The organism is Pseudomonas sp. SO81 (genome assembly GCF_030374125.1).
Taxonomy (GTDB): Bacteria; Pseudomonadota; Gammaproteobacteria; order Pseudomonadales; family Pseudomonadaceae; genus Aquipseudomonas.
On the sequence record NZ_CP126126.1, the window covers coordinates 2,842,648 to 2,860,827 of the forward strand.

Annotated in this window: 20 protein-coding genes; 8 read left to right on the forward strand and 12 right to left on the reverse strand. The window is 65.2% G+C overall.

Going from position 1 to position 18,180, the window contains the following annotated elements:
• From OH686_RS13235 to OH686_RS13260, 6 genes are all read right to left on the reverse strand, one after another.
• Positions 1 to 729: a putative periplasmic lipoprotein gene (locus OH686_RS13235; protein ID WP_289533136.1), complete on the reverse strand. Its 729-nt coding sequence runs from the start codon at positions 727 to 729 to the stop codon at positions 1 to 3.
• Between the two features lie 4 nt (positions 730 to 733).
• Entirely contained in the window at positions 734 to 1,114 is a 381-nt protein-coding gene (ridA, locus tag OH686_RS13240; protein ID WP_289533138.1) for a deaminase RidA, read from the reverse strand.
• Positions 1,115 to 1,162: 48 nt separating this feature from the next.
• Complete coding sequence (gene spoT / locus OH686_RS13245; protein WP_289533141.1) at positions 1,163 to 3,271, reverse strand: bifunctional GTP diphosphokinase/guanosine-3',5'-bis pyrophosphate 3'-pyrophosphohydrolase; 2,109 nt, start codon at positions 3,269 to 3,271, stop codon at positions 1,163 to 1,165.
• Between the two features lie 63 nt (positions 3,272 to 3,334).
• Positions 3,335 to 3,601: a DNA-directed RNA polymerase subunit omega gene (rpoZ, locus tag OH686_RS13250; protein ID WP_137974584.1), complete on the reverse strand. Its 267-nt coding sequence runs from the start codon at positions 3,599 to 3,601 to the stop codon at positions 3,335 to 3,337.
• Positions 3,602 to 3,706: 105 nt separating this feature from the next.
• Positions 3,707 to 4,327 (reverse strand): guanylate kinase, encoded by a 621-nt coding sequence (gene gmk / locus OH686_RS13255; protein WP_289533143.1) that lies wholly within the window; start codon positions 4,325 to 4,327, stop codon positions 3,707 to 3,709.
• A gap of 38 nt (positions 4,328 to 4,365) precedes the next feature.
• A complete protein-coding gene (locus OH686_RS13260) occupies positions 4,366 to 5,229 on the reverse strand; it encodes a YicC/YloC family endoribonuclease (protein WP_289533144.1) in 864 nt (287 codons plus the stop codon).
• A gap of 143 nt (positions 5,230 to 5,372) precedes the next feature.
• Between OH686_RS13260 and rph the strand changes: the two genes are divergently transcribed.
• The 3 genes from rph to OH686_RS13275 are packed head-to-tail and all read left to right on the forward strand — an operon-like array spanning position 5,373 to position 7,478.
• Complete coding sequence (gene rph / locus OH686_RS13265) at positions 5,373 to 6,092, forward strand: ribonuclease PH (protein ID WP_289533145.1); 720 nt, start codon at positions 5,373 to 5,375, stop codon at positions 6,090 to 6,092.
• 24 nt (positions 6,093 to 6,116) lie between these two features.
• Positions 6,117 to 6,482, forward strand: a complete 366-nt coding sequence (locus OH686_RS13270; protein ID WP_289533146.1) for a DUF4870 domain-containing protein — start codon at positions 6,117 to 6,119, stop codon at positions 6,480 to 6,482.
• Between the two features lie 60 nt (positions 6,483 to 6,542).
• The gene (locus tag OH686_RS13275; protein WP_289533148.1) at positions 6,543 to 7,478 is read left to right on the forward strand and encodes a DUF808 domain-containing protein; all 936 of its coding nucleotides are present in this window, start codon (positions 6,543 to 6,545) and stop codon (positions 7,476 to 7,478) included.
• Positions 7,479 to 7,497: 19 nt separating this feature from the next.
• Here the strand turns inward: OH686_RS13275 and crc are convergent, their stop codons facing one another.
• Positions 7,498 to 8,277, reverse strand: a complete 780-nt coding sequence (gene crc, locus OH686_RS13280) for a catabolite repression control protein Crc (protein WP_289533149.1) — start codon at positions 8,275 to 8,277, stop codon at positions 7,498 to 7,500.
• Positions 8,278 to 8,369: 92 nt separating this feature from the next.
• On the opposite strand from crc, the gene pyrE reads away from it, so the two are divergent.
• Both pyrE and OH686_RS13290 read left to right on the forward strand, forming a co-directional pair.
• Positions 8,370 to 9,011 carry an orotate phosphoribosyltransferase gene (gene pyrE / locus OH686_RS13285; protein WP_289533151.1) on the forward strand — a complete coding sequence of 214 codons (642 nt, stop codon included), beginning with the start codon at positions 8,370 to 8,372 and terminating at the stop codon, positions 9,009 to 9,011.
• 23 nt (positions 9,012 to 9,034) lie between these two features.
• Positions 9,035 to 9,622: a DUF4124 domain-containing protein gene (locus OH686_RS13290; protein WP_502942736.1), complete on the forward strand. Its 588-nt coding sequence runs from the start codon at positions 9,035 to 9,037 to the stop codon at positions 9,620 to 9,622.
• Positions 9,623 to 9,643: 21 nt separating this feature from the next.
• Here the strand turns inward: OH686_RS13290 and argB are convergent, their stop codons facing one another.
• The 4 genes from argB to coaBC form a co-directional block, all read right to left on the reverse strand.
• Complete coding sequence (gene argB, locus OH686_RS13295; protein WP_137974593.1) at positions 9,644 to 10,552, reverse strand: acetylglutamate kinase; 909 nt, start codon at positions 10,550 to 10,552, stop codon at positions 9,644 to 9,646.
• Between the two features lie 23 nt (positions 10,553 to 10,575).
• Positions 10,576 to 11,982, reverse strand: coding sequence for a phosphomannomutase/phosphoglucomutase (gene algC / locus OH686_RS13300; protein WP_289538955.1), 1,407 nt, complete (start codon positions 11,980 to 11,982; stop codon positions 10,576 to 10,578).
• A gap of 1,213 nt (positions 11,983 to 13,195) precedes the next feature.
• Complete coding sequence (gene dut / locus OH686_RS13305; RefSeq protein ID WP_289533152.1) at positions 13,196 to 13,651, reverse strand: dUTP diphosphatase; 456 nt, start codon at positions 13,649 to 13,651, stop codon at positions 13,196 to 13,198.
• Between the two features lie 22 nt (positions 13,652 to 13,673).
• Positions 13,674 to 14,882, reverse strand: a complete 1,209-nt coding sequence (gene coaBC, locus OH686_RS13310; RefSeq protein WP_289533153.1) for a bifunctional phosphopantothenoylcysteine decarboxylase/phosphopantothenate--cysteine ligase CoaBC — start codon at positions 14,880 to 14,882, stop codon at positions 13,674 to 13,676.
• A gap of 138 nt (positions 14,883 to 15,020) precedes the next feature.
• Here coaBC and radC point away from each other — a divergent pair, with 138 nt between their 5' ends.
• On the forward strand, positions 15,021 to 15,695 hold the full coding sequence (gene radC, locus OH686_RS13315) for a RadC family protein (protein ID WP_289533154.1): 675 nt from the start codon (positions 15,021 to 15,023) through the stop codon (positions 15,693 to 15,695).
• Here the strand turns inward: radC and OH686_RS13320 are convergent.
• The gene (locus tag OH686_RS13320; protein ID WP_289533155.1) at positions 15,692 to 17,266 is read right to left on the reverse strand and encodes an ABC transporter substrate-binding protein; all 1,575 of its coding nucleotides are present in this window, start codon (positions 17,264 to 17,266) and stop codon (positions 15,692 to 15,694) included. The genes radC and OH686_RS13320 overlap by 4 nt on opposite strands.
• Positions 17,267 to 17,588: 322 nt before the next feature.
• Here OH686_RS13320 and rpmB point away from each other — a divergent pair, with 322 nt between their 5' ends.
• Both rpmB and rpmG read left to right on the forward strand, forming a co-directional pair.
• Entirely contained in the window at positions 17,589 to 17,825 is a 237-nt protein-coding gene (gene rpmB / locus OH686_RS13325) for a 50S ribosomal protein L28 (protein WP_021702024.1), read from the forward strand.
• Positions 17,826 to 17,835: 10 nt separating this feature from the next.
• Positions 17,836 to 17,991 carry a 50S ribosomal protein L33 gene (rpmG, locus tag OH686_RS13330; RefSeq protein WP_021702025.1) on the forward strand — a complete coding sequence of 52 codons (156 nt, stop codon included), beginning with the start codon at positions 17,836 to 17,838 and terminating at the stop codon, positions 17,989 to 17,991.
• Positions 17,992 to 18,180 lie beyond the last annotated feature (189 nt).

An 18,180-nucleotide genomic window follows, 5' to 3' on the forward strand; every position in this document is an offset into this window, starting at 1 on the left:
TTAGTTGCGCTGCAGCAGCCAGACCTGGCGCCCGGGACGGAAGCTGGGCACCTCGTCCGGCGCCGACTGGTTGAGGGCCTGGAGGATGCGCAACTGGTCGCCGTCGCGCTCGAAGATCCACGACGCGCCCTGCTGGCCGAGCTGCAGCCACAGGCTGTCGTGCTCGCCGGCCATCGAGGCGCAGTCGCCGGCCAGGCACAGGGCATAACGCTCGGCGCCGGGCAGGCCTTCCAGGCGGCCGTCCGGGTGGAACAGCACCAGGCCGCCCTCGCCGACACCCTCGCGGATGGTCCATTCGCCGCCCAGGTAGGCGTCGTACAGCGCCCACTCGAAGCTGCTGCCGATCGGCGCGCCATCCTCCGCCTGGTGCGGCGGGCGGCTGAAGTGCTGCTCGGGGCCGTAGGTGCTGGCCTGCTGCACCAGCTGGTCACCCTGCAGATCGAAGCTCTCCTGATAGTCGCCCTGGTAGCTCACCTGCCATTGCCCCGGCTCGCCGGCCGCCAGGCGGCCTTCGGGTGCCTCGAAGCCGTTGCTGTAGGTGGCCAGGCCGCGCTGGCTGTCGAGCCGCCATTCCAGGTTTGGGCCGTGGGCCAGCAGGGCCTCGCGCAGCGGCCCGCCTTCGCGGGCGCTGTCGATGATCGGCTGGTTGATCCAGGTGCCGTCGGGGCTTTCGGCGGCGCAGCCGGCCAGCAGACCGGCGCTGAGGGCGATCAGGAGGGGGCGACGCATGGGTTTATTCGAGAACCAGGATGCCGTCCATTTCCACCTGCGCACCGCGCGGCAGAGAGGCCACACCGATGGCGGCGCGGGCCGGGTAGGGCTGTTCGAAGTAGCGGCCCATGACTTCGTTGACCTTGGCGAAGTGGCTGAGGTCGGTGAGGAAGATGTTCAGCTTGACCACGTCCTTGAACGAGCCGCCGGCGGCCTCGATCACCGCCTTGAGGTTCTCGAACACCTGCACGGTCTGCTCCTCGAAGCCCTGCACCAGTTCCATGGTCTGCGGGTCCAGCGGGATCTGCCCGGACAGGTACACGGTGTTGCCGGCCTTGATCGCCTGGGAGTAGGTACCGATGGCGGCGGGGGCTTTGGGCGAGGAAATGACGGTCTTGCTCATGACGAACTCCGATTCGATGGATTGTTGTTGTACTGCGACATGGCGCCGTCAGGCGCGCATGCGGGTGATGCGGATGACGCCGTTGAGGGCGCGCAGCTTCTTGATGACGCGGGCCAGGTGCACGCGGTCATGCACGCTGACCACCAGCTGGACCACGCTGATGCGGCCATCGCGCTCGTCCATGCCGATCTTCTCGATGTTGCCGTCGGCGGCGTTGACGCTGCTGGCAAGCAGGGCGATCAGGCCGCGCTGGTGCTCCAGCTCGACGCGCAGTTCGACATTGAATTCGCCGGCGACATCCTTGGCCCAGTTGAGCTGGATGCACTTCTCCGGGTTGTGGCGGATGTCGGCGATGTTCTTGCAGCTGTCCAGGTGCACCACCATGCCCTTGCCGGCCGACAGGTAGCCGACGATGGGGTCGCCGGGGATTGGCGTGCAGCACTTGGCGTAGCTCAGCACCAGGCCCTCGGTGCCGCGGATGGCCAGCGGGCCGTCCGGGCTGGGCGCCGCGTCGCCGGTCTCGGCCAGCAGGCGGCGCGCGACCACGTAGGCCATGCGGTTGCCCAGGCCGATGTCTTCCAGCAGGTCCTCGAGCACTTCCAGGCGGTATTCGCCGAGCACCGCCTGCACCCGCTCCGGGGCGATCTTCTCCAGGTGGCTGTCGAAGCCGGTGAGGGTCTTGTTCAGCAGGCGTTCGCCGAGGTTGATCGACTCCGAGCGGCGCTGCAGCTTGAGCGCGTGGCGGATGTGGGTGCGGGCCTTGCCGGTGACCACGAAGTTGAGCCAGGCCGGGTTCGGGCGCGCGCCCGGTGCGGTGACGATCTCCACCGTCGAGCCGCTTTCCAGGGCCTGCGACAGCGGCGCCAGGCGACGGTTGATGCGGCAGGCGATGCAGCTGTTGCCGACGTCGGTGTGCACCGCGTAGGCGAAGTCGACCGCAGTGGAGCCCTTTGGCAGCTCCATGATGCGGCCTTTGGGCGTGAACACGTAGACCTCGTCCGGGAACAGGTCGATCTTCACGCTCTCGATGAATTCCAGTGAGTTGCCGGCGCGCTGCTGCATCTCCAGCACGCCCTTGACCCACTGGCGGGCGCGGGCATGGTTGCCCTTGGGCGCGTCGTCGCCATCGGACTTGTACAGCCAGTGGGCGGCGATGCCGTTGTTGGCCATCTCTTCCATCTCGCGGGTGCGGATCTGGATCTCGATGGGCACGCCGTGCATGCCGAACAGGGTGGTGTGCAGCGACTGGTAGCCGTTGGCCTTGGGGATTGCGATGTAATCCTTGAAGCGGCCCGGCAGGGGCTTGTACAGGTTGTGCACCACGCCGAGGGCGCGGTAGCAGGTGTCGACCTTGTCGACGATGATGCGGAAGGCGTAGACGTCCATGATCTCGTTGAACGCCCGGCGCTTGCCGCGCATCTTCTGGTAGATGCTGTAGAGGTGCTTCTCGCGGCCGATCACTTCGCCCTGCAGGCCTTCGCGCTGCAGGTATGCGGTGATCGATTCCTCGATCTTGGCGACGATTTCCTTGCGGTTGCCGCGGGCGCGCTTGACCGCCGTGCGGATGCGCTCGGAACGCATCGGGTGCATGGCCTTGAAGCCGAGGTCCTCGAACTCCACGCGCATGCTGTGCATGCCCAGCCGGTTGGCGATGGGGGCGTAGATTTCCAGGGTTTCCTTGGCGATGCGCCGGCGCTTCTCGCCGGACAGCACTTCCAGGGTGCGCATGTTGTGCAGACGGTCGGCCAGCTTGACCAGGATCACGCGGATGTCGCGCGCCATGGCCATGGCCATCTTCTGGAAGTTCTCGGCCTGGGCCTCGGCCTTGGTCTCGAAGTTCATCTGGGTCAGCTTGCTGACCCCGTCGACCAGTTCCGAGACGGTTTCGCCGAACTGCGCGGTGAGCGCTTCCTTGGCGATGCCGGTGTCCTCAATCACGTCATGCAGCATCGCGGCCATCAGGCTCTGATGGTCCATGTGCATGTCGGCGAGGATGTTGGCGACGGCGAGCGGGTGGGTGACGTAGGCTTCGCCACTGCGGCGGCGCTGGCCGTCGTGGGCCTGCTCGGCGTAGAAGTAGGCGCGGCGGACCAGGTTGACCTGATCCGCGGCCAGGTAGGACGAGAGTCTGTCGGCGAGGGTATCTATGCTCGGCAAGGGATCACCCCCTGCCGCGCTGGCGCTTGACCCGGTGCCGCGAGACTTCGACCAGGCATAGGCTTACAGAGGCTCGTTGGCCTCTTCCTCGAAGGCGACGGCGAACAGCGGCTCGTCCTCGACCAGGTCTTCCTGGGCAACGAACTCGGCATCGACCAGGCCGGCGGCGATTTCACGCAGGGCCACGACGGTCGGCTTGTCGTTTTCCCAGGCGACCTTCGGCTCCTTGCCGCCGGTAGCCAGCTGACGGGAACGCTTGGTAGCCAGCATGACCAGCTCGAAGCGGTTGTCTACGTTCTCCAGGCAGTCTTCAACGGTAACGCGGGCCATGGTGTTCCTCTTGGCGAATAGCAAATAAGGCTGGGCCCGAATGGGCGAGCGGACTGAATAGTCTAAAAAATCACCAGCGTTTAGGGAAGGCTTTTCGGCGGCCGTTCAGACCAGCAGCTCACTGAGCAGGCCGGCATGGCGCTGCTGCTGGCAGCTCTGCTGCAGCTGATTGGCGCGGAAGATGGCCTTCAGGTCGTCCAGGGCATGGGCGAAATCGTCGTTGATCACCAGGTAGTCGTACTCGACGTAGTGGCTCATCTCGCTGACCGCTTCCTGCATGCGCCGCTCGATGATCTCGGCGCTGTCCTGGCCACGGTTGGTCAGGCGATGGCGCAGGGCCTCCTGGGTCGGCGGCAGGATAAAGATCGATTTCGCTAGCGGCATCAGCTTGCGCACCTGCTGGGCGCCCTGCCAATCGATCTCCAGGATCAGGTCGGAACCTGCCGCCAGGGTCTGCTCGACCCAGACCTGCGAGGTGCCGTAGAAGTTGTCGAACACCTGGGCGTGCTCGAGGAACTCGCCGCGTTCGATCATCGCGCTGAACTGCGCGTGGTCGACGAAGTGGTAGTTGACCCCGTCTTCCTCGCCCGGGCGCATGGCGCGGGTGGTGTGCGAGACGGAGACGCGGATGCGCGCATCGCTGTCGAGCAGGGCCTTGACCAGGCTGGTCTTGCCGGCGCCAGAGGGTGCGGAAACGATATAGAGGGTGCCGGTGGTGACGGTCATCTGTATGTCCTGATAACGCTTTGGTTCAAGCCTAGCGGCTATTCGATGTTCTGGACCTGCTCGCGCATCTGCTCGATCAGGACCTTGAGGTTGACGGCGGCCTGGGTGCTGCGCGGATCGAAGGCCTTGGAGCCGAGGGTGTTGGCCTCGCGGTTGAGTTCCTGCATGAGGAAGTCCAGGCGGCGGCCAGCGGCGCCACCGGCCTTGAGCACGCGGCGCACCTCGGCCACATGGGTGTTCAGGCGATCCAGTTCCTCGGCCACATCGCTCTTCTGGGCGAGAAGCACCAGCTCCTGCTCCAGGCGCTGCGGGTCCACCTCGGCACGCAGTTCGGCGAAGCGGGTCTCGATCTTCTGGCGCTGGTTGGCCAGCATCTCCGGCACCAGTGCGCGCAGAGCGACGACTTCTTCCGCGATGTTGTCCAGGCGCTCGTTGAGCAGTTTGGCCAGCTCGGCGCCTTCGCGGGCGCGACCGCTCTTCAGTTCGCCAAGGGCCTGCTCGAACAATTGCAGGGCGGCGGCATTCAGGGTCTGCGGGTCGGCGGCGTCGGCCACCAGCACGCCGGGCCAGGCCAGCACTTCCAGGGGGTTGAGCGGCGCCGGCTGCTGAATCAGGGCTGCCACTTGCTCGGCGGCGGAGATCAGTTGGCGGGCGCGCTCGCCGTCCACCTGCAGGCTCTTGCCGGCATTCTCTTCGGCGAAGCGCAGGGTGCACTCCACCTTGCCTCGCGACAGGCCCTGGCGCAGGGCCTCGCGCACGGCGCCTTCGAGGTCGCGGAACGAGTCCGGCAGGCGCAGGTGCGGCTCCAGGTAGCGATGGTTGACCGAGCGTAGCTCCCAGCTCAGGGTGCCGTGGGCCTCTGCGCCTTCGACGCGGGCGAAGGCGGTCATGCTGTGCACCATGGTGGGAGCCTCGTGAAATGACGAATGGGCGCGGATTGTAGCGCAGAGCGACCGCCGGCCCAATCCGCCCCGTCGCGGCGCTATAATGCCGGCAGGTCGGGCGCCGGGCGCCCGAGATTTCCGCTTTCTACAGGTATCAGCAGATGAAACGTCCCAGCGGCCGTGCTTCCACCCAGTTGCGTTCCGTGCGCATTACCCGCAACTACACCAAGCACGCCGAGGGTTCGGTGCTGGTCGAGTTCGGCGACACCAAGGTCATCTGCACCGCCAGCGTCGAGTCTGGCGTGCCGCGCTTCCTCAAGGGCCAGGGCCAGGGCTGGCTGACCGCCGAGTACGGCATGCTGCCGCGCGCCACCGGTGAGCGTAACCAGCGCGAGGCCAGCCGCGGCAAGCAGGGCGGCCGCACCCTGGAAATCCAGCGCCTGATCGGCCGCTCGCTGCGCGCCGCGCTGGACATGAGCAAGCTGGGCGAGAACACCATCTACATCGACTGCGACGTGATCCAGGCCGATGGTGGTACTCGCACCGCCTCCATCACTGGCGCCATGGTGGCGCTGGTCGATGCGCTGAAGGTGCTGAAGAAGCGCGGCGCGCTGAAGGGCGAGCCGCTCAAGCAGATGGTCGCCGCCGTCTCCGTGGGCATCTACCAAGGCGAGCCGGTGCTGGACCTGGACTACCTGGAAGACTCCGCCGCCGAGACCGACCTCAACGTGGTGATGACCGACAGCGGCGGTTTCATCGAGGTGCAGGGCACCGCCGAAGGCGCCCCCTTCCAGCCGGAAGAACTGAATGCCATGCTGGCGCTGGCACAACAGGGCGTGCGCGAGCTATTCGAGCTGCAGCGCGCAACCCTGGCCGACTGATTCCCACAACCCGCGGAGAGCCCCATGGAAGAGCAGAACCTCAGCCCCACCCCGAGCCCGGAAGCCCGCCAATGGGCGATGTTCTGCCACTTCGCGGCCTTCGCCGGGTTACTGATTCCCTTCGGCAACCTGCTCGGCCCGCTGATTGTCTGGCAACTCAAGCGCGACCTCGATCCCTTCGTCGATGACCAGGGCAAGGAGGCGCTGAATTTCCACATCACCGTGTCGCTCGCCGCGCTGGTGTGCATGCTGCTCGCCGTGGTGGTGATCGGTTTCCTGCTGCTGCCGCTGCTCGGCCTGGCTGCGCTGGTGCTGACCATCATCGCCGGGATCAAAGCCAACGAAGGCCAGACCTACCGCTATCCGCTGTGTTGGCGCCTGGTCAAATAACCCTCTCGGGCCCCGCATGCGGGGCCTTTTTCTGCAACCACTCATATAAGGAAGTCGGAAGTGGCCGGAGCCAGTCTGTTAACTCTGCTCGACGACATCGCCAGCGTGCTGGACGACGTCTCGGTAATGACCAAGGTAGCGGCGAAGAAGACCGCCGGCGTGCTGGGCGATGACCTGGCGCTGAACGCCCAGCAGGTCACCGGGGTCAAGGCCGAGCGCGAGCTGCCGGTGGTCTGGGCGGTGGCCAAGGGCTCGCTGATCAACAAGCTGATCCTGGTACCGGCGGCGCTGCTGATCAGTGCCCTCGCCCCCTGGCTGGTGACTCCGCTGCTGATGCTGGGTGGCGCCTTCCTCTGCTTCGAGGGCTTCGAGAAGCTGGCGCACAAGTTCCTGCACAGCAAGCAGGAGGATGCCCAGCATCACGCCGAACATGTGCAGGCCCTGGCCGATCCGGCGGTGGACATGCAGGCGTTCGAGAAGGACAAGATCAAGGGCGCGGTGCGTACCGACTTCATCCTGTCTGCCGAGATCATCGCCATCACCCTGGGCGTGGTGGCCGAGCAGGCCTTCATGCAGCAGGTCATCGTGCTCTCTGGCATCGCCCTGCTGATGACCGTGGGCGTCTATGGCCTGGTCGCCGGCATCGTCAAGCTGGACGACGCCGGTCTCTACCTCAGCCAGCGTGGCGGTGCAGGGCTGCAGGCCTTCGGTCGCGGCATCCTGTGGCTGGCGCCCTGGCTGATGAAGCTGCTGTCGGTGGTGGGTACGGCGGCCATGTTCATGGTCGGCGGCGGCATCCTCACCCACGGCATTCCCGGCGCCCATGAACTGATCCATCACTGGGCTGAGGCGGTCCATGGCGTGCCGGGCATCGGCGGCGTGCTGGCCGTGCTGACGCCGACCCTGGTCGATGCCCTGTTCGGCGTGCTGGTGGGTGCCCTGGTGCTGGCGGTGGTGAGCGTGGCGGGCAAGGCCTGGAAGGGGCTGCGCGCCTAAGCGTCGAGGGGCTGGCTGCTTAGACGCTGAGCAGCCAGTCGTAGTCGACGATCAGCGGGGCGTGCTGGGAGAAGCGCGGCTGGCGCGGCAGCTTGGCGTTGCGCACCACGCGGCGCAGCCCGGGGGTGAGCAGCTGATAGTCGAAGCGCCAACCGAGGTTGAGCATCTCCGCCTGTTCGCTATCCGGCCACCAGCTGTACTGATCGCCCTCGCGGCTGACTTCGCGCAGGGCGTCCACATAGCCCATGGTGCCGACCACTTCGTCCATCCAGGCACGCTCCGGCGCCAAGAAGCCTGGTAGTTGCTGGCAGTCGCGCCAGTTCTTCACATCCAATTTCTGGTGGGCGACGAACAGCGAGCCGCAATAGATGTACTCGCGGCGCTTGCGACGTTGCTTGTCCAGATAACCGGTGAAGTCGTCGATGAACTTGAATTTCTGATTCAGGTTCTCGTCCCCGCCCTGGCCGGATGGCAGCAGCAGGGTGGCGATACTGACCTTGTCGAAATCCGCCTGCAGATAACGCCCGTACCGATCGGCCGATTCGAAGCCCAGGCCGTGGATCACCGCCTTGGGTTGCAACCGCGAGTACAGAGCCACGCCGCCCTGGTCGGGCACCTCGGCGTCGACGGCATAGAGGAAATAGCCATCCAGCTGGAAGGCCGGGTCATCGAGTTCGAAGGAAGAGGCGCGAGTATCTTGCAGGCAGATCACGTCGGCATTCTGGGCCTGCAGCCAGCTGAGCAAACCTCGCTCGACTGCGGCCTGAATACCATTCACGTTCACACTGATGATCCGCATAAATGGCCCCCAAAAACACCTGCGTGTATGATACCCGAGCTCATTCCCATTAGCTAAATTCATAGCTAAATCCGTGCAGTACGGAGCTTTGCATGCAGGCGTATCAACGCGAATTCATCCGTTTTGCCATCGAGCGCGGCGTGCTGCGTTTCGGTGAGTTCACTCTCAAGTCCGGGCGCACCAGCCCCTACTTCTTCAATGCCGGCCTGTTCAACAGCGGCCTGGCGCTAGCCAAGCTGGGGCGTTTCTATGCGGCCGCGCTGATCGAGGCCGGCATCGACTTCGACGTGCTGTTCGGTCCGGCGTACAAGGGTATCCCTCTGGCGGCGGCCACCGCCGTGGCGCTGGCCGAGCAGCATGAGCGCGACCTGCCCTGGTGCTTCAACCGCAAGGAGGCCAAGGCACACGGCGAAGGCGGCACCCTGGTCGGTGCACCGCTGGCGGGTCGGGTGATGATCGTCGACGACGTGATCACCGCCGGTACCGCGATCCGCGAAGTCATGCAGATCATCCAGGCCCAAGGCGCCCAGGCGGCCGGCGTGCTGATCGCGCTGAACCGCCAGGAGCGCGGCCAGGGCGAGCTGTCGGCGATCCAGGAAGTGGAGCGCGACTACGGCATGCCGGTGGTCAGTATTGTGTCCCTGGAGCAGGTGCTGGATTATCTGGCAGAAGATGCCGAGCTGAAGAAACATCTGCCGGCGGTGGAGGCATACCGCGCGCAGTACGGCATCTAGTCCAATAACGATAGGGTGCTTTCATGCTCAAACGGGTCATGTCTAGCTTGGTAGTGCTGATCGGGTTTGCTTCGATGCAACCCGTAACTGCGGCCGAGTACTACCGTTATGTCAATGACCAAGGTTTGACTGTACTTGATCGTCTGGGTGTACCGCCGGAATACATCGAAAAGGGCTATCAGGTTGTAGATGACCGGGGGCGGGTTGTGCGCGATGTGCCGCCCGCTCCTAGTCTGGAGGAGCGCCAGCGGCTGGTGGCGGAGAAAAACAAGGCCAAGTCCGATGTCCAGCTATTGCGTATCTATTCCGAGCCTTCTGATGTGGATCGTGCCCGCGATCGCAAGTTGGCCGAATTGGATGGCGTAATTGGTGTGGCGCAGAGCAACTTGGGATCGCTTCGCACTCAGCAGGCCAACCTGCAGTCGAAGGCCGCCGAGTTCGAGCGCATGGGGCGGCCAGTACCCGAGCATCTGCTAGTGCAGATCGATAATCTCAAGGCCGAGCAGGCTGGCGTGGAGAAGGATATCGAGCGCTACAGAAAGAACTATGACGACGCAAAAGCGGCCTTTGCCGCTGACCGGGAGCGTCTGGTGAAGTTGCGCGGCGAGTGACCTCGCCGCGCACTGGCGCCATCAGTGATGGCGTTTGCGATTGGTGATCAGTGTGCCGACGCCGCTGTCGGTGAAGATCTCCAGCAGTACTGCGTTCGGCACGCGCCCATCGATGATATGCGCGCTGGTCACGCCACCTTGCACAGCCTCCAGGGCACAACGAATCTTCGGCAGCATGCCGCCATAGATGGTGCCATCGGCGATCAGGCCATCCACCTGCTCGGTGGTCAGGCCGGTGAGAACCTCGCCCTGCTTGTCCATCAGGCCGGCAATATTGGTCAGCAGCATCAGCTTCTCGGCCTTCAGCGCCTCCGCCACCTTGCCGGCCACCAGGTCGGCGTTGATGTTGTACGACTCGCCTTCGGCGCCCACGCCGATCGGCGCGATCACCGGGATGAAGTCGCCCTTGACCAGCATGCCCAGCAGATCGGTGTTGACCCCGACCACTTCGCCGACATGGCCGATGTCGATGATCTCCGGCTGGGTCATCTCCGGGGTTTGACGGGTCACGGTGAGCTTCTTCGCGCGGATCAGTTCGGCGTCCTTGCCGGTTAGGCCGATGGCGCTGCCGCCATGGCGGTTGATCAGATTGACGATGTCCTTGTTGACCTGGCCGCCGAGGACCATCTCCACCACGTCCATGGTCTGCGCATCGGTGACGCGCATGCCATCGATAAAGTGGCTTTCGATGCTGAGCCTCTTGAGCAGATCGCCGATCTGCGGGCCGCCGCCATGCACCACCACCGGATTGATGCCGACCGCCTTCATCAGCACGATGTCGCGGGCGAAGCCTTCCTTGAGCTCGTCGCTCTCCATGGCGTTGCCGCCGTACTTGATCACCAGGGTCTTGCCGACGAAGCGACGAATATAGGGCAGCGCTTCGGACAGTACCTTGGCGACTTGAGTGGCGGCATCACGGTTGAGGGTCATGGTGGAACGGGCTCCGGAACAGATCAGAACGGCAGGTTGAGGTCGGGGGCAACGACATAGAGTTGGGCGCGGAACACTTCCTTGATCCGCGACAGCTCTTCCTCGGTCTCTGCCTCGAAGCGCAGCACCAGCACCGGTGTGGTGTTGGAGGCGCGCACCAGGCCCCAGCCTTTCGGGTAGTCGACGCGCACGCCATCGAGTGTGGTCAGGTTGGCCTCGCCCCACACGCCGTCGCGCTGCAGGCGGTCGATCAGGCGGAACTTGTTCTCATCGGTGACGGTAACGTTGATCTCGGGGGTGGAGATGTCCAGCGGGAAGGCGGAGAACACCTGCTCGGCGTCGCGACGATCCTGGCTGAGGATCTCCAGCAGGCGCGCGGCGCTGTAGATGCCGTCGTCGAAGCCGAACCAGCGTTCCTTGAAGAAGATGTGGCCGCTCATCTCGCCGGCCAGCAGGGCGCCGGTTTCCTTCATCTTCTTCTTGATCAGCGAGTGGCCGGTCTTCCACATCACCGGGCGGCCACCGTAGCCGCTGATCAGTGCGCCCAGGCGGCGGGTGCATTTGACGTCATAGATGATGTCGGCGCCGGGATTGCGCGACACCACGTCCTTGGCGAACAGCATCATCAGGCGGTCGGGGAAGACCATGGTGCCCTTGTTGGTCACCACGCCGACGCGGTCGCCGTCGCCATCGAAGGCCAGACCCAGGTCGGCGCCCTCGCTCTTCACTCGGGCAATCAGGTCCACCAGGTTTTCCGGTTTGCCCGGATCCGGGTGGTGATTGGGGAAGTTGCCGTCGACGTCGCAGAACAGCGGAATCACGCTGCAGCCCAGAGCCTCGATCAGGCGTGGCGCAATGACGCCGGCCACGCCGTTGCCACAGTCGACCACCACCTTGAGCGGTTTGGCGATGGCGATATCACCGACGATGTGTTTGAAGTAGGGCTCGAGCACATCGACCTGCTCGACGCTGCCGACACCGCTGGCCAGGTCGTTGTTGTCGATGCGGGTCTTCAGGGCCTGGATCTGCTCGTTGGCCTGGGTGTCGCCAGCGATGACGATCTTGAAGCCGTTGTAGTCCGGCGGGTTGTGGCTGCCGGTCAGCATCACGCCCGACTTGCCCTTGAGCACGTTGGTGGCGAAGTACAGAACTGGGGTCGGCACCATGCCGACATCGCTGACGGTGCAACCGCAGTCCAGCAGGCCCTGGATCAGCTGCTGCACCAGCTCTGGGCCGGACAGGCGGCCGTCGCGGCCGACGGCGACGTTCGGCTCGCCCTTGGCAAGGCTCTCCGAACCAATGGCGCGGCCGATCCAGTAGGCGGCCTCGGCGGTCAGGGTGTCGCCGACCACGCCGCGAATGTCGTAGGCGCGGAAGATGGTTGCGGGCAGCTTGGGTGGGGTTTGTACGTTGTGCACAGTGCTATCCATGAAAGGTTGCTCCAATCCCAGGAGATCCTGGTCTTCGTCGAGAATGTCGATATCGAGGATATCGGTGGCCTGGAACAGCGGGTCCGCCAACTGCACGGGCTTGGACGCCGCCGAGGGGGCAGTGATCGGGGAACTGCCGGCCTCATTTCTTGAGGCTTCTTGTTTGGGGCGCGGCAGGCGCGCCAGGCTCTGCGCCAGGCCGTCGAGGGCGGCAAAGTGCAGGCTGAAGGCTTTGACCGACTTTCCGCTGGAAAGCTCCTGCAGCATGCTCGCCAGTTGCTGGACGTCGCCGCGCAGGCGGCCGAGCAGGTGGTTGCGGGTCAGCATCAGGCCGAGCAGGGCGCCCGACAAGGCCAGCAGCGCGGCGATGCCGAGGATCAGTGGCGACATGGGCGTGCCGCTCAGGGCCGGGCCCGGAGTGAAGTCGAGCTGCCAGTTGGGATTGCCGGTGTCGAAGCGTTGCGCCGTACCGGTTGCGCTGCCGCGTTGCATCAGGATCTGGGCGGTGCTGTTGCCGAACTGCTGGCCGAGCTGCACCTGGCCGACGTCATCGGGCAGGGCCGGCAGGGCGGCGAGCAGGCGCTCGAGGTCGACCACCAGCAGCAGGGTGCCCTGCAACTGATCGCTGCCCGGGCTGCGCAGGGGTGCGGCGCTGTAGACCAGCCAGCGCTCGCCGACCTTGTAGGCCTCCACTGCCGGTGTCTGGCCGTTTTCCAGGCGGCGCAGCATATCCAGCGCGGCAAAGTTCATCGGTCCGCTGCGGCCCACATCGAGAGCGGCGCGGCTGGGCAGATTGAGATGGGCATCCACCACACCCTGCCAGTGCTGCAGGCTGCGCTCGGCGCTGGCGACCAGGTTGCGGTCGCCGCTCTGCAGGGCAATCAGCAGCGACGGGTCGGCTGCCGCGGCCTGGGTATCGGCCTGCAACTGCAGCTGAGCCTGCTGCAAGGCGCTGGCCTGGCTGCCGCCCCAGGCTTCGATCAGCTGTCGTTGCTGCTGCTGGCCACTGCCGTTGAGGTTGAAGGCAATCAGTGCGCCTGCCAGTAGCAGGCCGCCGAGGGCAGCGATGGCGCCAGGCAGCAAGGCTTTCTGGTCGTTACCCACCTTGGCTGCCGGCTTGGCCGGAGCGGCGGCGATGAGCGAGTCGGTATCCTTGGCTGCACGCTTTAGTTTCACGCAACGTCTCCCTGGCGATTAATCCTGAGCGGCGGGTTCAGTGGCTGCCGGAATGGCCGAAGCCACCGGCGCCGCGTTGGCTTTCGTCGAATTCCTCGACCAGTTCGAAGTGCGCCTGCACCACTGGTACCAGTACCAGCTGGGCGATGCGTTCGCCGATGGCGATGGTGAACGGCGTCTGGCCGCGGTTCCAGCACGACACCATCAGCTCACCTTGGTAGTCGGAGTCGATCAGGCCGACCAGGTTGCCGAGCACGACGCCATGCTTGTGGCCCAGGCCGGAGCGCGGCAGGACCAGCGCCGCCAGGTTCGGGTCGGCTATATAGATAGACAGGCCGGTCGGAATCAGCAGGGTCTGACCCGGCTCGAGAACGGTGTCTTGCTTGAGCATGGCGCGCAGATCGAGGCCGGCGGAGCCGGGCGTGGCGTACTGCGGCAGGGGAAAGTCGCTGCCCAGACGCGGGTCGAGAATCTTGGCTTGCAGAGTGTGCATGGCGATTTCCGTAACGAATGGTTCAGGCGCGGTTCAGGCGCTCGGCGATGAAGGCCACCAACTGGCGGGCGATCTTGCTCTTGCTGGTCTGGGCGAAGGCGCTCGCCTGCAGCTCGCGATCGATCACGGTGATGGCGTTCTCTTCGCTGTTGAAGCCGATGGTGGGGTTGGCCACGTCATTGGCGACGATCAGATCGAGGTTCTTGTCCTTCAGCTTGCGCGCAGCATAGCCGAGCAGGTTCTCGGTTTCTGCGGCAAAGCCCACGCTGAACGGACGATCTTCGCGCCCGGCGATGGTGGCGAGGATGTCCGGGTTGCGCACCAGTTGCAGCAGCAGGCCTTCGCCGGTGGTCGGGTCCTTCTTCATCTTGTGCGGAGCCACCACCTCCGGGCGGTAGTCGGCCACGGCGGCGGAGGCGATCAGCAGATCGCAGGGCATGACGGCCTCGCAGGCGGCCAGCATGTCGCGGGCGCTGACCACGTCGATGCGATTGACCCGGTCCGGCGTCGGCAGGTGTACCGGACCTGTCACCAGGGTCACCTTGGCGCCGGCTTCCACGGCGGCCTCGGCCAGGGCGAAGCCCATCTTGCCGGAGCTGTGGTTGGTGATGTAGCGCACCGGATCGATGTTTTCCTGGGTCGGGCCGGCGGTGATCAGTACGTGCTTGCCGGTCAGCGCCTGCCACTGGAAGCAGTCGGCGGCGCGCTGCGCCAGCTCGTCGGCTTCGAGCATGCGGCCGAGGCCGACATCGCCGCAGGCCTGGCTGCCGGATGCCGGGCCGAACAGCTGGTAGCCGCGCTTCTGCAAAGCCTGGGCGTTAGCTTGGGTGGCATCGTCGCGCCACATGGCCTGGTTCATCGCCGGAGCCAGGGCCACCTGCGCATCGGTGGCCAGTATCAGGGTGGTCAGGAGATCGTCGGCCACGCCCTGGGTCAGGCGCGCCATGATGTCGGCAGTGGCCGGAGCGATCAGCACCAGATCGGCCCATTTGGCCAGCTCGATATGGCCCATGGCGGCCTCGGCGGCCGGGTCGAGCAGGTCCATGTGTACCGGGTGGCCGGACAGCGCCTGCAGGGTCAGCGGGGTGATGAACTCGCGACCGCCACGGGTCATGACTACCCGCACTTCGGCGCCCTGGTCGCGCAAGCGGCGAACCAGTTCGGCGCTCTTGTAGGCGGCGATGCCGCCGCCTACGCCCAGGACGATGCGTTTCCGATACAGCCGCTGCATAGGCCTGCCTTTAATAATGTGGTGTGGATAGCAACGCGAAGGAGGCGCCTCCCCAGGCCGACCAACGCGCCAAAAAAGCCGGGCTAAGATAGCACAGGGCCTGCGCCGGAACAGCGGGCCGAAGGACAGGGAGATGTCATGAGCATACGCGATTGGCCCGCGGCGGAGCGCCCGCGGGAGAAGCTGCTGGAGCTGGGTGCGGCGACCCTGAGCGACGCCGAGTTGCTGGCGATTTTTCTGCGCACCGGCGTGGCCGGGCAGAGCGCCGTGGACCTGGCCCGTCACCTGTTGGCCGACTTCGGCAGCCTGCGGGCGCTGCTGGAGGCCGACTTGGAGTCGTTCAGCCAGCGCCTGGGTCTGGGGCCGGCGAAGTTCGCTCAGCTGCAGGCGGTGCTGGAGATGGGCCGGCGCCATCTGGCCGAGCGGCTACGCCGCGACTCGGCGCTGGAGAGTCCGCAGGCGGTGCGCGACTACCTCAAGGCGCGCCTGCGCCATGAGCCGCACGAGGTGTTCGGCTGCCTGTTTCTCGATGCCAAGCACCGGGTGATCTGCTTCGAGGCGCTGTTCTTCGGCTCCATCGACGGCGCCAGCGTCTACCCGCGGCAGGTGGTCAAACGCGCCCTGGCGCATAACGCCGCCGCGGCCATCCTGGTGCACAACCATCCTTCCGGCGTGGCGGAGCCCAGTCAGGCCGACCGCCTGCTCACCGAGCGGCTCAAGGAGGCGCTCGGCCTGATCGAGGTGCGGGTGCTCGACCACTTCATCGTCGGCGAAGGCGAGCCGCTGTCCATGGCCGAGTTCGGCTGGGTCTAGTTCAGCCGCACCTTGGCGAAGTCCTGGCGGCCGAACGGGCTGACCTGATAGCCGCTGACCTTGTCGCTGTGCAGGGCGAAGGCGGTGGGGTGGGCCAGCGGCAACCACAGTGCCTGTTGCTGGATCAGTGTTTGCGCCTGCTGGTACAGGGCGCTGCGCTGCTCCTGGGCACTGGCGGCCTTGCCCTCGGTAATCAGCTTGTCCAGCTGCGGGTCGCAATAGCGGGCAAAGTTCAGCCCGGACTGCACCGAGGCGCAGGCGAATTGCGGCGTCAGGAAGTTGTCCGGGTCGCCGTTGTCACCGGCCCAGCCCATGAACAGCAGGTCGTGCTCGCCGGCCTTGGCCCGGCGGATCAGCTCGCCCCATTCGATCACGCGAATCTCGGCCTGGATGCCGACCTTGGCCAGGTCGGCCTGCAGCAGCTGGGCGCCGAGGGTCGGGTTGGGGTTGAGCAGGCTGCCTGTGGGGCGGGTCCAGATCGTGGTCTTGAAGCCGTCTGCCAAGCCGGCCTCGGCCAGCAGCGTCTTGGCCTTGGCTGGGTCGTGGGCGTAGCCCGGCAGCTGCTTGGCGTGACTCCAGGTGTTTGGCGGATAGGGCCCACTGGCCGGGGTGGCGCTGCCCTCGAACACGGCCTTCAAGTAGCTGGCCTTGTCGAAGGCCAGGTTGATGGCCTGGCGCACCTGCGGCTTGTCCAATGGCGGGTGCTGGCTGTTGAGGGCGACGAAGGCGGTCATGAAGGCCGGCGTCTCGCTCACTTTCAGCCTCGGCTCCTGGCGCGCGCTCTGCACGTCCAGCGGCTTGGGCGACAGGGCGATCTGGCACTCGCCGCGCTTGAGCTTCTGCAGACGCACGTTGGCGTCGGGGGTGATGGCGAACACCAGGCCATCGACGGCCGGCTTGCCGGCGAAGTAGTCCGGGTTGGCGGTGTAGCGGATCACCGCATCCTGTTGGAAACGTTTGAGCACGAAGGGGCCGGTGCCCACCGGCTGGTTGTTGAGCTTCTCCGGCGTGCCAGCGGCCAGCAGCTTGTCGGCGTACTCGGCGGAATAGATGGAGGCGAAGCCCATGCTCAGGGTGGCGAGGAAGGTGGCATCCGGGCGCTTGAGGACGAAGCGCACGCTCAGCGGCGTCGGCGCCTCGATGCGCTCGATCAGTGCCGGCCACTGCATGGACTGGGCGTGCGGATAGCCGCTGGCGGCGACCTTGTGCCAGGGGTGGCCGGCATCGAGCATGCGCTGGAAGCTGAACAGCACGTCGTCGGCGTTCAGTTCGCGGCTCGGGGTGAACCATTCGGTGCGCTGGAACTGCACTCCGGGGCGCAGCTGGAAGGTCCAGCTCATGCCATCGGCGGATACTTCCCAGCGCTCGGCCAGGCTGGCTACAAGCTTGCCAGCCGCGGCGTCATAGTCCACCAGGCGGTTCATCAGCACGTCGGCCGAGGCGTTGGTGGTGGTCAGCGAGTTGTATTGCACTACGTCGAAACCATCCGGGCTGGCTTCGGTGCACACGCTGAGAGTGGCGGCCTGGCTCAGCACGGGAGCGAGCAGCAGGGGCAGGGCGGCAAGGCGCATCGCGAATCCTCCGAATGGCAAGAGGCCAACCCTAGACCAAAGGCTGCGGGCAGACAATCGAATCGGGCGACGAGCGGTTGGGCCACCGTAGCCGCGAGAGGCCGCCGTTCCTGGCGGCGGCGGTGTTCCGCAAGGCACGGCAATTCTTGCGGGCGACTGGGTGTTCTGGTATAAAGCAGCGCTCTTTTCTAGGGGCCCGGTCCAGCGGAGACGCTAAACGCCGGTAAGACCCCCGAGAAACGCGGCGCTGAGCGCCAAATGACTATTGAGTTCAAGCGGCCAACCCATGCCGGGTTGGGCATGTGGTTTAGAGGGCTGAGGCATGTCGAGAGTCTGTCAAGTTACCGGTAAGGGTCCGGTAACCGGGAACAACGTTTCCCACGCTAACAACAAAACCCGTCGTCGTTTCCTGCCGAACCTGCAGCACCATCGCTTCTGGGTCGAGTCCGAGAAGCGCTTCGTGCGTCTGCGCGTTTCCGCCAAGGGCATGCGCATCATCGACAAGCGCGGCATCGACGTAGTTCTGTCCGAGCTGCGCGCTCGCGGCGAAAAGGTTTAAGGAGCTAATCATGCGTGAACTGATCCGTTTGGTGTCCAGCGCCGGTACCGGCCACTTCTACACCACCGACAAGAACAAGCGCACCACTCCGGACAAGATCGAGATCAAGAAATACGATCCGGTCGTCCGCAAGCACGTGACCTACAAGGAAGCCAAGATCAAGTAATTGATCCGGCCCTTGTACGAAGAAACCCGCCTCGGCGGGTTTTTTCTTGCCTGCGAAAAGTGCGGGCGAAAAAAAGCCCGCAGGGGGTGCGGGCTAACAGGGTGTCGCAGGATCAAGCGGTATTCAAAGTTCGTTCAAGGTTATGCGAGCCAGAGCCAGACAAGGCGAAAGCGGCCGAGGGCGCGGAGT

What these genes read in the sequence shown, in the direction of transcription:
- OH686_RS13235 (WP_289533136.1), bottom strand. Translation starts at nt 729, where the DNA reads ATGCGTCGCCCCCTCCTGATCGCCCTCAGCGCCGGTCTGCTGGCCGGC.
- ridA (WP_289533138.1), bottom strand. Translation starts at nt 1,114, where the DNA reads ATGAGCAAGACCGTCATTTCCTCGCCCAAAGCCCCCGCCGCCATCGGT.
- rpoZ (WP_137974584.1), bottom strand. Translation starts at nt 3,601, where the DNA reads ATGGCCCGCGTTACCGTTGAAGACTGCCTGGAGAACGTAGACAACCGC.
- gmk (WP_289533143.1), bottom strand. Translation starts at nt 4,327, where the DNA reads ATGACCGTCACCACCGGCACCCTCTATATCGTTTCCGCACCCTCTGGC.
- OH686_RS13260 (WP_289533144.1), bottom strand. Translation starts at nt 5,229, where the DNA reads ATGGTGCACAGCATGACCGCCTTCGCCCGCGTCGAAGGCGCAGAGGCC.
- rph (WP_289533145.1), top strand. Translation starts at nt 5,373, where the DNA reads ATGAAACGTCCCAGCGGCCGTGCTTCCACCCAGTTGCGTTCCGTGCGC.
- OH686_RS13270 (WP_289533146.1), top strand. Translation starts at nt 6,117, where the DNA reads ATGGAAGAGCAGAACCTCAGCCCCACCCCGAGCCCGGAAGCCCGCCAA.
- crc (WP_289533149.1), bottom strand. Translation starts at nt 8,277, where the DNA reads ATGCGGATCATCAGTGTGAACGTGAATGGTATTCAGGCCGCAGTCGAG.
- pyrE (WP_289533151.1), top strand. Translation starts at nt 8,370, where the DNA reads ATGCAGGCGTATCAACGCGAATTCATCCGTTTTGCCATCGAGCGCGGC.
- OH686_RS13290 (WP_502942736.1), top strand. Translation starts at nt 9,035, where the DNA reads ATGCTCAAACGGGTCATGTCTAGCTTGGTAGTGCTGATCGGGTTTGCT.
- argB (WP_137974593.1), bottom strand. Translation starts at nt 10,552, where the DNA reads ATGACCCTCAACCGTGATGCCGCCACTCAAGTCGCCAAGGTACTGTCC.
- algC (WP_289538955.1), bottom strand. Translation starts at nt 11,982, where the DNA reads ATGGATAGCACTGTGCACAACGTACAAACCCCACCCAAGCTGCCCGCA.
- dut (WP_289533152.1), bottom strand. Translation starts at nt 13,651, where the DNA reads ATGCACACTCTGCAAGCCAAGATTCTCGACCCGCGTCTGGGCAGCGAC.
- coaBC (WP_289533153.1), bottom strand. Translation starts at nt 14,882, where the DNA reads ATGCAGCGGCTGTATCGGAAACGCATCGTCCTGGGCGTAGGCGGCGGC.
- radC (WP_289533154.1), top strand. Translation starts at nt 15,021, where the DNA reads ATGAGCATACGCGATTGGCCCGCGGCGGAGCGCCCGCGGGAGAAGCTG.
- OH686_RS13320 (WP_289533155.1), bottom strand. Translation starts at nt 17,266, where the DNA reads ATGCGCCTTGCCGCCCTGCCCCTGCTGCTCGCTCCCGTGCTGAGCCAG.
- rpmB (WP_021702024.1), top strand. Translation starts at nt 17,589, where the DNA reads ATGTCGAGAGTCTGTCAAGTTACCGGTAAGGGTCCGGTAACCGGGAAC.
- rpmG (WP_021702025.1), top strand. Translation starts at nt 17,836, where the DNA reads ATGCGTGAACTGATCCGTTTGGTGTCCAGCGCCGGTACCGGCCACTTC.